Source organism: Magnetofaba australis IT-1 (assembly GCF_002109495.1).
Classification (GTDB): domain Bacteria; phylum Pseudomonadota; class Magnetococcia; order Magnetococcales; family Magnetococcaceae; genus Magnetofaba; species Magnetofaba australis.
The window spans coordinates 465,688-481,709 of the sequence record NZ_LVJN01000018.1; the positions used below are offsets into that span (position 1 = coordinate 465,688).

The 16,022-nt window shown below is 59.5% G+C and carries 15 protein-coding genes; 13 read left to right on the top strand and 2 right to left on the bottom strand.

Going from position 1 to position 16,022, the window contains the following annotated elements:
• The first annotated feature begins 2 nt into the window (after positions 1-2).
• From frr to trxA, 13 genes are all read left to right on the top strand, one after another.
• Complete coding sequence (gene frr, locus MAIT1_RS08190) at positions 3-563, top strand: ribosome recycling factor (RefSeq protein WP_085441793.1); 561 nt, start codon at positions 3-5, stop codon at positions 561-563.
• 9 nt (positions 564-572) lie between these two features.
• On the top strand, positions 573-1,301 hold the full coding sequence (gene uppS, locus MAIT1_RS08195) for a polyprenyl diphosphate synthase (RefSeq protein ID WP_085441794.1): 729 nt from the start codon (positions 573-575) through the stop codon (positions 1,299-1,301).
• Between the two features lie 34 nt (positions 1,302-1,335).
• Entirely contained in the window at positions 1,336-2,142 is an 807-nt protein-coding gene (locus MAIT1_RS08200; RefSeq protein WP_085441795.1) for a phosphatidate cytidylyltransferase, read from the top strand.
• The gene (locus MAIT1_RS08205) at positions 2,139-3,299 is read left to right on the top strand and encodes a 1-deoxy-D-xylulose-5-phosphate reductoisomerase (RefSeq protein WP_085441796.1); all 1,161 of its coding nucleotides are present in this window, start codon (positions 2,139-2,141) and stop codon (positions 3,297-3,299) included. The genes MAIT1_RS08200 and MAIT1_RS08205 overlap by 4 nt, the downstream gene beginning before the upstream one ends.
• A 67-nt stretch (positions 3,300-3,366) precedes the next feature.
• Positions 3,367-4,470: an RIP metalloprotease RseP gene (gene rseP, locus MAIT1_RS08210; protein ID WP_085441797.1), complete on the top strand. Its 1,104-nt coding sequence runs from the start codon at positions 3,367-3,369 to the stop codon at positions 4,468-4,470.
• 38 nt (positions 4,471-4,508) lie between these two features.
• Positions 4,509-6,791: an outer membrane protein assembly factor BamA gene (gene bamA / locus MAIT1_RS08215; protein WP_158089391.1), complete on the top strand. Its 2,283-nt coding sequence runs from the start codon at positions 4,509-4,511 to the stop codon at positions 6,789-6,791.
• 154 nt (positions 6,792-6,945) lie between these two features.
• Positions 6,946-7,470 (top strand): OmpH/Skp family outer membrane protein, encoded by a 525-nt coding sequence (locus MAIT1_RS08220; RefSeq protein ID WP_085441799.1) that lies wholly within the window; start codon positions 6,946-6,948, stop codon positions 7,468-7,470.
• A 14-nt stretch (positions 7,471-7,484) separates the two neighbouring features.
• Complete coding sequence (gene fabZ / locus MAIT1_RS08225) at positions 7,485-7,943, top strand: 3-hydroxyacyl-ACP dehydratase FabZ (RefSeq protein WP_085441800.1); 459 nt, start codon at positions 7,485-7,487, stop codon at positions 7,941-7,943.
• Positions 7,940-8,731, top strand: a complete 792-nt coding sequence (gene lpxA, locus MAIT1_RS08230) for an acyl-ACP--UDP-N-acetylglucosamine O-acyltransferase (protein ID WP_085441801.1) — start codon at positions 7,940-7,942, stop codon at positions 8,729-8,731. The genes fabZ and lpxA overlap by 4 nt, the downstream gene beginning before the upstream one ends.
• A gap of 18 nt (positions 8,732-8,749) precedes the next feature.
• Complete coding sequence (locus MAIT1_RS08235) at positions 8,750-9,610, top strand: LpxI family protein (protein ID WP_085441802.1); 861 nt, start codon at positions 8,750-8,752, stop codon at positions 9,608-9,610.
• The gene (locus MAIT1_RS08240) at positions 9,607-10,617 is read left to right on the top strand and encodes a Gfo/Idh/MocA family protein (RefSeq protein ID WP_085441803.1); all 1,011 of its coding nucleotides are present in this window, start codon (positions 9,607-9,609) and stop codon (positions 10,615-10,617) included. The genes MAIT1_RS08235 and MAIT1_RS08240 overlap by 4 nt, the downstream gene beginning before the upstream one ends.
• A 6-nt stretch (positions 10,618-10,623) precedes the next feature.
• Positions 10,624-11,814 carry a lipid-A-disaccharide synthase gene (lpxB, locus tag MAIT1_RS08245; protein ID WP_085441804.1) on the top strand — a complete coding sequence of 397 codons (1,191 nt, stop codon included), beginning with the start codon at positions 10,624-10,626 and terminating at the stop codon, positions 11,812-11,814.
• Between the two features lie 75 nt (positions 11,815-11,889).
• Positions 11,890-12,276, top strand: a complete 387-nt coding sequence (gene trxA / locus MAIT1_RS08250) for a thioredoxin (RefSeq protein ID WP_414673638.1) — start codon at positions 11,890-11,892, stop codon at positions 12,274-12,276.
• A 912-nt stretch (positions 12,277-13,188) separates the two neighbouring features.
• On the opposite strand, the gene MAIT1_RS21495 is transcribed toward trxA, so the two are convergent.
• Positions 13,189-14,082 carry a hypothetical protein gene (locus tag MAIT1_RS21495; protein ID WP_143814726.1) on the bottom strand — a complete coding sequence of 298 codons (894 nt, stop codon included), beginning with the start codon at positions 14,080-14,082 and terminating at the stop codon, positions 13,189-13,191.
• A gap of 104 nt (positions 14,083-14,186) precedes the next feature.
• Positions 14,187-16,019 carry a translational GTPase TypA gene (gene typA / locus MAIT1_RS08255; RefSeq protein WP_241893435.1) on the bottom strand — a complete coding sequence of 611 codons (1,833 nt, stop codon included), beginning with the start codon at positions 16,017-16,019 and terminating at the stop codon, positions 14,187-14,189.
• Positions 16,020-16,022: the final 3 nt, after the last annotated feature.

The following is a 16,022-nucleotide window of genomic DNA, read 5'->3' on the forward strand; positions in this document are numbered from 1 at the left end:
GCATGGATGTGGAACTGTTGCTGCTGGACCTGGATGAGCGCATGAGTAAAAGCTTGAGCGTTCTGAAAGAGGAGCTGTCTACGGTCCGCACCGGCCGCGCCTCCACCGGTCTGCTCGAGCATGTCACCGTCAAAGCGTATGGCGACTTGATGCCCATCAATCAGCTCGCCACCCTGTCGGTGCCTGAAGCCCGCTTGATTGTGATCCAGCCGTGGGACAAGGGCTCTCTGGGCGCTATTGAAAAAGCGATTCTGGAGTCCGATCTGGGGCTCAACCCCATGAACGATGGCCAGCTTATCCGCGTGCCGATGCCGGAGTTGACTGAAGAGCGTCGCCGCGAAATGGTCAAGCTGGTGCACAAATATTGTGAACAGGCCAAAATCAGCGTGCGCAATATTCGTCGCGACGGCATGGATCAGCTCAAAAAAGCCGAGAAGGACAAAGAGATCTCCCAGGACGAGATGCACGTTCAGGAGAAAGAGGTCCAGGAGTTGACCGACGCCTTCGTCAAGAAGATCGACGAAGCCATGGCGTCCAAAGAAGCTGACGTGATGCAGGTGTAAGCGGCTGACATGAGTAAATCCACGCCGCCACTGCCGGAAAATCTCCCGCGTCATGTCGCCATCGTCATGGACGGCAATCGTCGTTGGGCGAAAAAGCGTTTTCTGCCCAAACTCGAAGGACACCGCCAGGGCGTCAAAGCGGTGCGTCGCACCATTGAGGCATGCCTGGAGTTCAAAATCCCCACCCTGACGCTCTACACCTTCTCGGCGGAGAACTGGAATCGGCCGGAAGAGGAGGTCTCCGCCTTGATGAATCTACTGGCGCTGCACTTGAAGCGCGAAGTGGATGAGTTGGTCAAGGAGGGGGTGCGCTTCCGCGCTCTGGGGCGTCTGCATGAACTGCCGCCCAAGATTCGGGATCTGGTGCGCGACCTGGAACAGAAGACCACGCACAACACAGACCTGAATTTCAACATCGCCCTGAACTATGGCGGACGCCAGGAGCTCATCGACGCCGCGCGCTCCATCGCGCAGGATGTGGCCAACGGCGATTTGAGCCTCGACGCCATCGATGATGCGCAGATCTCCAACCGCTTGACCACCGTTGGGCAACCGGATCCCGATCTGATGATTCGCACCGGCGGCGAACAGCGGGTGAGCAACTTCCTGTTGTGGCAGGTCGCCTATACCGAATTGGTCTTCCTGCCGATCTTCTGGCCGGAGTTCGACCGCAAGTATTTCCTTAGCGCCCTGGAAGAGTTCTCCCGCCGCGAACGCCGATTTGGCGCGGCCTCATGAGTCCTGGCGCAGTGAATCATTCGGGCGCGCGCTCATGGTAACCAGAATCCTCTCCGCAGTCGTCCTCATCCCCCTGGTGCTGTGGCTGATTATCGGCGCGCCGCCCATCGCCACACTCTGTTTGACCATTCTGGCCAGCGTCGGCTTGATGTGGGAGTGGGAGAAGCTGCAAGGCGCTGTCAATCAACAGCGCTTTGTCTGGTGGGCGGGTGGCGCGGCGCTGTTTCAAATGCTCGCCTATGTGGGCCAAAGTCGCTTGATCCCTTGGGTGCTGTTGATTGTTCTGTTCAATCGCATCGCCATTGAGGCGCTGCGGTATGACGGCAAAAGCCAGGATCGTCAGGGCGCATCCCGTATCGCCCTCTCCCTGTTTGGCTTGATCTATGCGGCCCTGCCGTTGGCGCTGCTGATGGAGATTCGATTGCTGGATCAAGGTCCGGCTTGGATCTGTCTGGCGCTGTTTGTGATCTGGGCCACTGACTCCGGCGCTTACTTCACAGGACGCGCCATGGGCAATGTCAAACTGGCCCCGCGCTTGAGCCCGAAAAAGACCCGTGAAGGCGCCATTGGCGGCTTGGTTGTGGGCTTAAGCGCAGGCACGCTCACCGCCTACGCCTTTGAGTTGCCGCTCAGTTATGGCCATGCGTTTGCGGCGGCGGCGATCATTTCCCTGGCCGGTCAGATGGGCGATCTGGTGGAGTCTTTCTTCAAGCGCGAAGCGGCGGTGAAAGACTCTGGCGGGTTGATTCCCGGACATGGCGGCCTGCTGGATCGTCTGGATAGCCTGCTGTTCGCCACGCCGCTCTACTACGCCTACCTGCTGTGGATGGGACTGCTGTGAGCGTCAAAACCCTCTCCGTGCTGGGCTGCACCGGCTCCATCGGCGTCAACACGCTGGATGTGGCGCTCTCCAATCCGGACCGCTTCCGCATCGTGGCGCTGGCGGCGGGGAGTAACTGGCGCCGGGTGGTGGAGCAGGCGCGTCAGTGTCGTCCCGAAGTGGTGGCGCTGTTTGACGAGGAGGCCGCTGACCAGGCCCGCGCCGCGTTGGCGGATCTCAAAATCCCGGTACTCTCCGGGGTCGAGGGCGTGAGTGAAGCGGCGGCGTTGGAGTCGGCGCGCATGACCGTCTCCGCCATCGTCGGCGCCGCTGGTCTGGCGCCCACCATCGCCGCCATTCGCGCGCGTAAGGATATCGCCCTGGCCAACAAGGAGTGTCTGGTGATGGCCGGGGCGCTGTTCATGGAGGAGATCGCCCGCTATCAGGTGCGCTTGATCCCGGTGGACTCCGAACACAGCGCCATCTTCCAGGTGTTCCAGCAGACCCGTTGGATGCGCCGTCTGGTGTTGACCGCCTCGGGCGGTCCGTTCCGTGGCAAGCGCCGAGGCGAACTAGTCAATGTGACGCCGGAACAGGCGTTGGCGCATCCCAACTGGTCTATGGGCCGCAAGATCAGCATCGACAGCGCCACCATGATGAACAAGGGGCTGGAGGTGATCGAGGCGCACTGGCTGTTTGGTCTGCCCCCCGAGCAGATCGACGTGGTGGTGCATCCGCAGAGCATTGTCCACTCCATGGTGGAATACATGGACGGCTCGGTGTTGGCGCAGATGGGCGCGCCGGATATGCGCACCCCCATTGCGGTGGCCATGGCCTGGCCTGAACGGACGCAAACCAACGTCCCTTCACTCGACCTGCCACAATTGGCTAAACTGACGTTTGAAGCGCGTCCCGACCCGGCGGACTTCCCCTGTCTGGAGTTGGCCTATGATGCGCTGCGCCGGGGCGGTTTGGCCCCTGCGGTATTGAATGCCGCCAACGAGGTTGCCGTGGCGGCGTTTTTGGATGCGGGATTGCCATTTTTAACCATCCCCAAGGTGATCGATCGCACGCTGGACTCCCTCCCGCTGGGCGCCGCCGCGCAGCTTGAGGATGTGTTCGCGGCCGATCATCAGGCGCGCAAGGTCGCGCAACGCATTGTGGAAGAGATCTGTTAAACGCCTTGGGCGACATTAACCCTGTCAGTCGGACACCGCGTCGACTGTTTATCCTAAGCGAGCTGTTATGCTGACCATCTTCTGGGCCATTGTTGTTCTTGGCGCCCTGATTTTTGTGCATGAAATGGGTCACTTCCTGGTGGCGCGTTGGTCTGGCGTGCGTGTGGTGACCTTCTCCATCGGTTTTGGTCCCAAGTTGGCGGGTTGGCGCGGCAAACGCCGTTTTGGCGCCACCGACCCCGGCGCCGAATACACCGTCTCCGCCATCCCATTGGGCGGCTATGTCAAAATGCTGGGCGAGTCGGTGGAGGATGAGTTGGACGAGGAGGATCGTCGCTACTCCTTCAGCCATAAGGGGCTGTGGCCGCGCACCGCCATCGTCTCCGCCGGGCCGATGTTCAATTTCATCTTCGCCGTGGTGGCGTTATGGGGCGCTTTTCTGCTGGGCATGCCCGAGTTGTTGCCGGAAGTGGGCGCAGTCAAAGAGGATTCTCCCGCGCTGGCGGCCGGGTTGCAGGAAGGGGATCGCATACTCGCCATTGACGGCAAGTCGATTCCGCTGTGGACGGATCTGTCGGAAACAGTGCGCGCCAGCGAAGGTCGCACGCTCAACTTTACTGTCCAGCGGGAGTCGGATCGCTTTGATTTGAATATCACGCCGGAGATCAAAGAGTCGAAAAACCTATTTGGCGAGCCAATCCAACGCGCGCTCATCGGCATCAGCCCCAGCGGCGCGGTGACCACCACTGATTATGGGTTTGTTGAGTCTTTCGCGCTGGGCGCGCAACAGACCTGGGCCTATATCGACCTGACGGTGACCAGCATCTGGAAGCTGCTCACCCGCGTGGTGTCGCCGGATCAGTTGGGCGGTCCCATTATGATCGCCGAGATGGCCGGCAAAACCGCCGAACAGGGCGCCACCAGCCTGTTGCAGTTCATGGCGCTGGTATCAGTCAATCTCGGCATTCTCAACCTGCTGCCTATCCCCATTCTCGACGGCGGACATTTGATGTTTTACGCCGTGGAAGCTGTTAAAGGGAAGCCAGTGGGCGAAAAAGCCTATATGATGGCCAATCGCATCGGAATTGCGCTGTTGGGCAGTCTGATGATTTTGGCGTTCTACAACGACCTGGCCAGATTGTGGCCGCGTCTGGTTGCCTATTTTCAATGATCCTGTACAAGGGCCGCTTTATGAAGATCGCGCAGTCAATGAAACGACTCCCGACTCTGTTGTTGATGCTCGGACTGCTATTGGCGTGGACCGCCCCGGTTCAAGCCCAAACCCAGGGCGGCGTGATCGATGAGATCCGCGTCCAGGGCGCCCGTTGGATCGAGAAAGAGACCGTCAAAAGCTATCTGTCCGTGCGCGAAGGTCAACCGTTTAACGCCTCTGACCTGCGCAAGAGCGTCAAGTCCCTCTACGCCACCGGCTTCTTCAAGAACATCGAGCTGGAGCGCGAAGGCGCCGCCCTGGTGGTCAAGGTGGTGGAGAACCCGTTGATCCAGGAGGTCAACTTCAAAGGCGCCTACGCCTTTGACGATGAAGAGCTCAAGGATATTGTCAAAATCAAGGCGCGGGACATCTTCTCCAAAAGCGAAGCTGAGAAGGATTTGGCCGCACTGCGCCAGGCGTATCGCGTCAAAGGTCTGTTCCTGGCGCAGATCGATCTGCTGACCAAAGCGCTGCCGGAAAACCGCGTGGAGCTGACCTACAAAATCCGCGAAGGCGAAAAGTCCAAAGTCCGCGAAGTGCGTCTGGTGGGCAATGAGAAGCTCTCGGCCAAGACCATCACCAAGCAGTTGGTGATCCAACCCACAGACTGGCTCTCCTGGCTCACGGAAAAAGACACCTATGACCGTGAAAAGCTGCTGTTCGACCAATCTCAGGTGCGCCGCGTCTATCTGGATAACGGCTATGTGCGCGCCCGCGTCGACTCCTCTGTGGCGGAGCTGACGCCGGATAAAAAGGCCTTTGTGGTGACCCACGCCATCACCGAAGGCGAGCGCTATAAATTTGGCGAAGTGGAGATCAAAAGCGACTTTGACGAAGCGCCCATCGAAGATCTCTACAAACAGGTCGAGATCGAAAAGGGGACTTGGTATACCCAGAACGAAGTCTCCACCACCATCGATAAACTGACCGACCTGGTGGGCGATTTTGGCTACGCCTTCCTGCAGATTTCGCCGGAAACCGCGATTGATGACGAGAACAAAACCGTCAACCTCACGTTCAATATCCAAAAAGGGCGTCGCGTCTACGTCAACCGGGTGGAAGTGATTGGCAACACCCGCACCCGCGACGAAGTGATCCGTCGGGAGATGACCGTGGTGGAGGGCAATCTGTTCTCCGCCTCCGCCGTGCGCAAAGCCAAAAAGCGTTTGCAAGCCTTGGACTTCTTTGAAACCGTGGAGATCACCACCCCCAAATCCGACATCCCCGACAAGGTCGATGTGCAGGTGAAGGTGGAGGAGAAGGCCACCGGCGCATTTACCCTGGGCGCGGGCTACTCCACCACCGATAAGTACATGGGCAGCGCCTCAGTCAGTCAGAACAACTTCATGGGCAAAGGGCAGAAACTGACGCTGTCGTTCTCGCTGTCGGCCAGCCGCGCCGACTTCGGACTGGGGCTGTATGAACCCTACTTCATGGGGCGTGACGTGTCGGCGGGCATCAACCTGTTCAACCGCAAATCCGACAACTCCGATTCCGGCGGTTATGAGAGCGATAGCTGGGGCGGCAGCGTCACCTTTGGTCTGAATCTGACCAAGAATTTGGGCACCCGCCTGAGCTACAGCCTCACCAACACCGAGATCAAGGGCGTGGCCTCCAACGCCGCCCTGTTACTGCGTCAACAGGAAGCCGCCAGCCCCTATCTGACCTCCATGGTCACCAATGAACTGTCGTGGGATAAGATTGATAACCGTCTGGATCCCATGAAGGGGCACTCCATGATGCTCACCACCGACCTGGCTGGTTTGGGCGGTGATGTGAAGTTCCTGCGTCTGACGTCGGATAACAACGTTTACCATCCCATCTATAAGCGCGCCAAAGTGGTGGGTCACTTGCGTCTGCGCGGGGGTATGATCGAAGGGTTCGGCGACGATGTGCCCATCTTCGAGAAGTACTTCATGGGCGGCATGCGCTCTTTGCGCGGGTTTAAATCCCACGGCGTGGGCCCGCGTTCCTATAGCGACGACGCCATGGGCGGCACCTACTTCGGCTCCGGCACGGCGGAGGTGCAGTTCCCGGTCTATGGTCTGGAAGACAAGGGCGTGAGCGCGCTGACCTTTGTGGATGTGGGCATGCTCGACAATTTCGACGCCTTGGCCACCGACGTCAACGACTCCGGCAGCGTGCGCATGTCCGCAGGCGTCGGCGTCAACTGGCGCTCGCCATTCGGTCCGCTGCAGTTCTCCTTCGGCGTGCCGCTGGCCAGCGAGTCGTGGGATAAAACCCGCAGCTTCGATTTCAGCATCGGCACCTCCATGTGAGCTGCGCGTGCGCGTGATTCATCTCTGCGCGCTGCGCTCGCTTGAGCCAACCGCTGTAGGGGTGTTAGAATTCGCAATTCGTTTGCACATGAGTATAATTGGTCGACAAGTCCAGCAGTGCGGATCTGGCGGCCTGTAACTTGGGGAAGATTCAATGTCCTTACGTCTGATCTGTGCAGCCGTGGCGCTGGTGAGCCTGCTGTGGGTGGAGAGCGCCGACGCCGCCGATAAATTCGCTTTTGTCGATGTGCAGCGGGCGATCTCCTCGTCTGACGCCGCCAAACAGGCGCGCAATCTGCTCATGAGCGCCAAGGGCAAGACCCAAGCCAAGGTCGACGCCAAGAAGTCACAGATTGAGACCATGCAGGCCGACCTGAAAAAGCGCGGCGCTCTGATGACTCCGGAAGCCAAAGCGGAATTCAACGCCAAACTGCAACGCGAAATGCGTGACTTCCGCCGAATGGTGGAGGATCTGCAGTTGCGTTTGGATCGCGAAAACGCCCGCTGGACCAAGCGCATCACCGGCGCGCTGCGGGAAGTGATCGAAGAGATGGGACGCGAAAAAGGATACACGGCGGTGTTCGGCAAAGGTCAGGTGCTCTACGCCACCGACACCATCGACATCACCGATCAAGTGCTCAAGCGGTTGAATGAGCGCACCGCCTCCCTGTTCAAGTAATTCGAGAAGACGCAATGGCTCAAGAGTCCTTTGATCTGCACGAGATACTGGAATCCCTGCCGCACCGCTATCCGTTTTTGCTGGTGGATCGCATCGTGGATTTCAAGGCGGGCGAATATCTGCGCGCCATCAAGAACGTGACCTTCAATGAGCCCCACTTCCAGGGCCACTTTCCCGGCGAGCCAGTGATGCCGGGGGTGTTGATTCTGGAAGCCATGGCGCAAGCCGGGGCGCTGTTTGCCGCGCGCACCGATCCGGAAAACGTGCGTGGGCAGTTGGTCTACTTTATGGCCATCGACAAGGCGAAGTTCCGTAAGCCTGTGGTCCCTGGTCACCAGTTGGTGCTGGATCTGAAGCTGATCAAACGCCGTCGCGACGTGTGGCGGTTCGAGGGCAAGGCTTTTGCCGACGATGAGTTGGCGGCGGAAGCGGAGCTGATGGCGATGACGCGCAAACGGGATGACGCCGCATGAGCAACAAAGACGCCAACGTCTCTATTCACGCCACCGCTGTGGTCGATCCCGGCGCACAACTGGCGGACGGGTGCATTGTCGGGCCCTATGCGGTGATCGGCCCCAATGCGCAATTGGCCAAGAATGTTGAAGTGGCTGCCCACGCCGTCATCGAAGGGCATGTGGAGATCGGTGAAGAGAGCAAGGTGTTCAGCTTCGCCACCATTGGCTCGGCTCCGCAGGATATCCACTACGCCGACGAACCGACCCGGGTGGTGATCGGCAAGCGCTGTATGATCCGCGAATATGTCTCCATCAACCGCGGCACCGAAGCGGGCGGCGGTCTAACCCGCGTGGGCAGCGATTGCATGATCATGGCCTACTCCCACATCGCCCACGACTGCCGCGTGGATGACCATGTGATCATGGCCAACGGCGCCACGCTGGCGGGCCATGTGGAGTTGCAGGAGCACGCCGTCATCGGCGGCTTGACCGCCATCCACCAATTTGCCCGGGTGGGTCGCCACGCCTTTATCGGCGGCGCTTCGGCGGTGTCGTTGGATGTCGCCCCTTACGCTTCGGCGGCGGGCAACCGCGCCAAGGTGACCGGTGTGAACGTGGTGGGTCTGCGTCGGCGCGGCTTTAGTGAAGAGGCGATCAAATCCATCCGCAAAGCCCATCGCATGGTGTTCCGCGACAATCTGCGTCTGGAGCAAGCGCTTTCCGAGATTGAAAAGTGCTGCGATACTCCGGAAGTGGTGCACTTCCTGGAGTTTCTGCAATCCAGCCAACGCGGCATCTGTCGCTAAGCCACGCTGGGCGCGCGCATGGCCGACAGACCCCCTGACGGCTCTGCGCCGGTTATCGGCATCATCGCCGGCAATGGCGCGCTTCCCCTGATTCTGGCGGACAAACTCCGTGCCGACGGCCATCGTGTGGTGGCAGTGGGGCATGAGGGCGAAACCGATCCTGAGCTGGCCCAGCGGGTGGACGGCTTTGCCTGGGTCAAGCTGGGAAAATTCAAAACCATCCTCAAACATTTGGCGAAATGGCGCGCCACCGAAGCGGTGATGTGCGGCGGCATCGCCAAATCCAGCATCTGGCGCGTGCGTCCCGACGCTTTGGCGCTGCGTATGGCGCTCTCTCTGCGCACGCTCCACGACGATGTCCTCTTGCGCGCCATTGCGCAAATCCTGGAAGATCACGGCATGACCCTGCGCGGCCCGGCGGAGATCGCGCCATCATTGTTGGCGCCTGCGGGGGTGCTCACGCGCCGTCAGCCCACCCCGGAGCAGTGGGAGGATATCCATTTTGGCTTTGAAATGGCCAGCCGCTTGGGCGAGTTCGATATCGGCCAAGGGGTGGTGACGCGACAGAGAGTGGTGGTGGCGGTGGAGGCGGTGGAGGGCACTGACGCCATGATCGCCCGCGCCGGAACGCTCTGTCGCGGCGATGGGGCATTGGTGAAAGTGTGCAAGCCTGGCCAGGATCTGCGTTTGGATCTGCCCACCATCGGCTCGCGCACCATTGAGAATTTGCATGCGGCGCGCATTCCCGCCTTGGGCATTGAGGCGGGTCGCACACTGATTATGGATCTGGCCGACACTTTGGCGTTGGCGGATCGCTATGGCATGACGCTGGTGGCGCTGGAGCGCCCCGCCAGCCCAGCAGAGGAGAAACCGGCATGAGCCAGAGTGGATCACAGGCGAACACTCCGTTGCGCGCAGCGGTGATCGGGGTCGGCTATCTGGGCCGTTTCCACGCACAGAAGTATCAGCTCATCGACGGCGTTGAGTTGGTGGGCGTGGCCGACGCCGATCCCAAACGCGCCGAACAGATCGGTCAGGAGTTGGGCGTTGCCGGTTATGCCGACTACCGCGATCTGCTGGATAAAGTGGATCTGGTCTCTATCGCCACCATCACCGAGTGCCACTTCAAGGTGGCCGAGGCGTGCCTTAACGCCGGGATCCATGTGCTCATCGAAAAGCCCATCACGGTCACCCTGGAAGAGGCTGACGAACTCATCGACATCGCCGACCGTAACAATCTGTTCATCCAGGTGGGGCACTTGAAACGGTTCCATCCGGCGGTGGCGGCGCTACGTAACAGCGGCATCTTGCGATCTCCGCGCTACATTGAGGCTGAGCGCCTGGCGCCCTTCAAACCCCGCGCGCTGGATGTGGACGTGGTGCTGGATCTGATGATTCACGATGTGGATCTCATCTTGAATTTCGTCGGCTCGGAAGTCGCCAAAGTGGAGGCCATGGGCACGCCGGTCTTGACCAATCAGGTGGATATCGCCAACGCGCGTCTCACCTTTGCCAACGGCTGCATCGCCGATGTGCGCGCCTCGCGGGTGTCGTTGCAGGCCACGCGCAAAATGCGCCTGTTCCAGCCCGACGCCTATGTGGCGCTGGACTTCATCACCAAGGGGATTCGCGTGGTGATGAAGGGCGAGGGCGATATGCAGTTGGAGGGCGTCACGGTGCCGGCGCTGGAGGAGAAGCGCCTGACCATTGAGGATTACGACACCCTGGAGACCGAAATTCGCTCTTTCTGCGAGTCGGTGCGCGATGGGCGCCAACCGCTGGTGACCGGGCGTGATGGCCGCAAAGCGCTGGCGGTGGTGGCGCAGGTGCGCGATTCCCTGATGCGCTATATCGATGAACAGGGGCTCACCCCACCCAAGAAGTGATTTGGCATGACCGCATCGGCGCAGAGGGCGGCGCGTCCGCCCCGGGTGATGATCATCAGCGGCGAGGCGTCGGGGGACTTTCTCGCCGCTGAGTTGCTCAATGAACTCAGCGCAGAGTTCCCCGGGCTCACCGCTTTCGGCGTCGGGGGGCTGAAGTCCCGCGCGGCGGGTCTGGAGAGCCTCTATCACCCCAATGAGTTGTCGCTCATCGGTCTGGCCGAGGTGGTGCGCCATCTGCCGCGTCTGGTGAGCATCATGAATGCGCTCACGGCGCGCATGCGCGCGGATCGCCCTGATCTACTGGTGACAGTGGATCTGCCCGATTTCAATTTCCGCCTGGCCAAACGCGCCAAAAAACTCGGCGTGCCAGTGATTCACTACGTCAGTCCGCAGGTGTGGGCGTGGCGACGGGGCCGCGCAGACAAACTGGCCGGTTTTCTCGATCATCTGCTGGCGCTGTTTCCATTTGAGCCGGAGATCTACGCCGGGACCGGTCTGCCGGTCTCGTTTGTGGGTCACCCATTGGTGCATCGCGCCCAGCCTAAACGCAGCCGGGAGCAGATGCGCGCCGACCTGGGGCTTGCAGACGACGCGCCGCTGATTGCGCTGTTGCCGGGCTCGCGTCCTGGCGAGATTGCCCGTCTGCTGGAGCCCATGCTACTGGCGGCTGTGCGATTGCGTATGGAGAAGCCCAACACCTATTTCGCCATTGCTCTGGCCGATACCTTGGATGAGGCGAGTCTGCGCGCCCATTGGCCTGCTGAAGCCGAATCGTTGTCTGTCTCCATCATCCCCAATGGGGCGTATGATCTGCTCGGGGCCTGCGACGCCGCCCTGGTGGCTTCGGGCACGGCGACGCTGGAGGCGGCGCTCATCGGCGCGCCCATGGTGGTGGTCTACCGCGTCAATGCGCTCACCTACGCCATTGGCAGACGGGTGATTCAGGTCCCCTATATCAGTTTGGCCAATCTGGTGGCGGGCGAGGGGGTTGTGCCTGAACGCATACAGCACGAAGCCAATCCTGACACCCTATGTCAAGACCTGCGCACGCTGCTGGATGATCCGCAAGCCGCTGCGCAACAACGCCAGGGCTTGGCGCGCATTCGTCAGCAATTGAGTACGCCGCCGCGCACTGCGGGAGCTATTGTGAGTGAATTTCTCCATCAACAGCTGGGCGATATTCAGGAAAACACTTGATCCTATCGGTTCAGAGGGTAAGAATGTCACGGTTGGTTTTCAGCGCTCCTGCAGCGCGTCAGCCCGAACACTACAATCCAGGAGAGCGCAGTGGCCACTGTTGAATTGACCAAAGAGAACTTCGCCGAGACCATCAACAACAACGACATGGTCATCGTCGATTTCTGGGCCACCTGGTGCGGCCCGTGTAAAGCGTTTGCGCCCATCTATGAGAAGGTCTCCGAGCAGCATCCCGACGTGGTGTTCGCCAAGGTCAACACCGATGAAGAGCGTGAGCTGGCCATGGAGTTTCAGATCCGCTCCATCCCCACGCTGATGATCTTCCGAGAAAACATCATCATCTTCTCCCAGCCCGGCATGCTGCCGGAGCAGGCCTTTGCTGAGATCATCGGCAAAGCCAAGGATGTGGATATGGAAGAGGTGAAAAAAGAGGTCGCCGAGCAGCAGAAAGCGGACAGCTAACAGCTGCGACCATGTGAATGAGAAAAGCCCCGATCAACGCAGTTGATCGGGGCTTTTTGCTTTAAGCAGCGGTTATAGAGTCGTGGGAAACTCTAGTCATTAGCCATTAACAGTGACCATATGGGCGCTGGAAGATTTTGAGGGCGTCGCCCTCAACACCCTCAAAATTTAAGCGGTGGGCGCAACCCATGAATGGACCGCGCCGCTACGGCAAGAGAAAATATCCACAGATGTGTGAGGCTTCGTCGCGCTCATGCATCCGGCCTGTTGAAGAGGGCTGGTCGCCCTCTGGCCCGGATAAAGTTTGCGCGCGGTTCTCCTCAACACCCCCTCGGCCTCAATGGCCCCTTGGGCGAGACTGACGCAAGGCTCTTCCGTTTCACGCCATCAATGGGGTGTAGACGCATAAAGGGGCGCCGTTTAACGCTGCAGGTCCGGTGCAATGCATGAAGACGTGCTTTCGGTTTTTGCTGGATCGGGAGCTCAAGGAGTGGATTCTGTCGCGGTTTGACGTCACGGTGATCCGGTGCTATTTCCCGGAGTTTGACGCCAAGCTGGAAGGCTATATGTCCGCACGGGATAACACGTGGCCGCCGACTGGTCGGTGGCGGGGTCTGGGGGCCGCTGCCCCCAGCGGGGTGTGGGGCGGCGCCCCACGGTGTGGCAGTGGTAGTAGTCTTTGGCCGTTTCCCCACTGAAGAGAGTGCGAGCCAGTAGGAACCAAGGGCGAAGCGCCAAGCGTGGAGCCGGTAAGAAGGGAAAAGGGGAAACGGCAGTGAGCGATCTGTCGGCGCAGCCGACAGGAGCGAATGCGGTAAGAATCGCCGCAGGGGAAAGTTAAAAATGTTTGCAGAGTAAGGTGGAGAGAATTTTTATTAAAGCAGTTTCAATGCTCACCCCAGAAACCCATGATTATTTAGAACATAAAGTTGGCCAGCCATGAATACTACGCCAAACCTGTTCTCCGAATATTTGTAATCGTTTTTCATTGAAGCGTATCTGATCAGGAGAATTCTGATAGTACTGGTAAAACTCCTCACATGTTGAGTATGCAAACTCCCATTGAAATGCGTGAAGAGATTTCTGTTGCATGAGAGCAAGACACCCTGTTTTTTTGTGTCCGTTGTAGTGTTGTTTTGCTCTATCCCTCAGGCTTTTTGCTTCACCGGAATAAACGACGTATTGCTCATTGTCGTCATTTGGCGTTATTAATAATCCCGCTTCATTAAAACCTATTGAGGAGTTATATTGGTCTGTGTAGTTGCAATGAAGTTTTCCTGTTTTATAAAGGCCAGCAAATGAGTCGATTAGTGTATTTGTGAGTATTGTATACCATCCAGGTTTGTTTGGAACACGCCCATTGATGTGCCACTTTTCGTCTGAGAAGTCAATCTCAACCTTGTTTTTCATCTCTTTGAAAAACTCTTTAAAGTTATCAAGCTCGCTCGTTATCATGATATTAAGTCCATACTGGAATTGCGGCAATTTCGGAGACAGTCTCTTAATAGATTTGATATCATATACTCTGCCAGCACTCCTATAACCTCTTTCCGCAAACACTTTTGACTTTCTCAGGTGGCGGCTTTTAGGGCATTCGCTCCTGTCGGCGCCGCCGACAGATCGCTCACTGCCGTTTCCCCGTTTACCTCTGAGCTGGCTTCGCGTTCGGCGCTCCTGATCAAACTTCCTGCTTGCTCCGCCCTTGTACAATGGGGAAACGGCCACCACCAAACCGTGGGGCGCCGCCCCACACCCCGCTGGGGGCAGCGGCCCCCAGACCCCGCCGCCGACCAGTCGGCGGCCCATTAGACACCCCTGGCCCGCACTCCTTCCCGCAAACACCTTCACTCCATACGCAAAGCGGGCGCGCCCTGTCGGACGCGCCCGCTTGATGTGTCTCGCCAGCCCGCTTAGGACTTGGGCGCGCGCGAGGCCTTTTTGCGCTCATGCTCCAGCAGCAGCTTCTTGCGCAGACGAATGCTCTTGGGCGTCACCTCCACCAATTCATCGTCGTCGATGAACTCCAGCGCCTCCTCCAAGGAGAACTTCTGCGGCGGGGTGAGCTGAATCGCCTCATCCGAACCCGAAGCGCGCACGTTGGTGAGCTGCTTACCCTTCAGAGGGTTGACCACCAGGTCGTTGCCGCGGGAGTGCAGACCGACGATCATGCCTTCATACACCGGCTCGCCCGGGCTCACATAAAGACGACCGCGCGCCTGCAGGTTCCACAGCGAGAAGGCCACCGCCGCGCCATCGTCCATGGAGATCAACACGCCGTTCTTGCGCTGACCAATGCCCGAACCCACCACCGGACCATAGTGGTCAAATACGTGGGTCATCAGACCGTTGCCCTGGGTCATGGTGCGGAATTCCGTAAGGAAGCCGATCAAACCGCGCGCCGGGATCAGATAGTCCAGACGCACGCGGCCCTGACCATCGGGGACCATGTCCTTGAGTTCGCCCTTGCGCTCGCCAAGGGCTTCCATCACCGCGCCCTGGGAGGACTCCTCCACGTCCACCGTGAGGTTCTCCCACGGCTCCTGCAGATGGCCATCCACCTCCTTGATGATCACCTCAGGACGTGACACGCCGAGTTCGAACCCTTCGCGGCGCATATTCTCGATGAGAATGCCCAGGTGCAACTCGCCCCGACCGGAGACGCGGAATTTGTCGGCGTCGTCGGTCTCCTCCACGCGCAGAGCCACGTTGTGCTCCAACTCGCGCATCAGACGGTCGCGGATTTGGCGGGAAGTGACGAACTTGCCCTCTTTGCCCGCCAGCGGCGAGGTGTTGACCTGGAAGGTCATGGAGACGGTGGGCTCATCCACGCTCAGCGCGGGGAGAGCTTCGACGTGGTCCGGGTGGCACAGGGTGTCGGAGATGCCCAGGCCGTCGATGCCGGTAAAGGCGATGATGTCGCCCGCTTGCGCCTGCTCCATCTCCACCTTGTCCAGACCCAGATAGCCGAACAGCTTGAGCATGCGGCCATGACGGTGCACCCCTTCCGGGGTGACGATGGTGACCGGCTTGTTGGGCGAGATGGCGCCGCGCTGAATGCGGCCAATGCCGATCAGACCTACATAGCTGCTGTAGTCCAGCGCCGAAACGCGCATCTGGAACGGCTCGTCCATCTCCACGTCGGGATAGGGGCAGTGTTCGATGATGGCGGTGAACAGCGGGTCCATGCTGTCCTTGAGCCCGGTGGGCTCCAGGCCGGACTGACCGTTGATGGCCGAGGCGTAGATGATGGGGAAGTCCAACTGCTCATCGGTGCCGCCGAGGCGGTCGAACAGCTCGAAGGTTTGATCATACACCCAGTCGGGGCGGGCGCCGTCGCGGTCGATCTTGTTGACCACCACGATGGGCTTGAGACCCTGTTCGAACGCCTTCTGCGTCACAAAGCGGGTCTGCGGCATGGGGCCCTCCACCGCATCCACCAGCAGCAGCACCGAATCCACCATGGAGAGCACGCGCTCCACCTCGCCGCCGAAGTCGGCGTGGCCCGGGGTATCGACGATGTTGATGCGGTAGCCGTTCCAACGGATGGCGGTGTTCTTGGCCAGAATGGTGATGCCGCGCTCTTTTTCCAGCGCGTTGGAGTCCATCACACGGTCCTGCGCCTCGCCGCGGCTCTCAAGGGTGCCGGACTGTTGCAGCAGCTTGTCCACCAGGGTGGTCTTGCCGTGGTCAACGTGGGCGATGATGGCGATGTTGCGCAGTTTGGTAATATCAGAATCAGACACAGG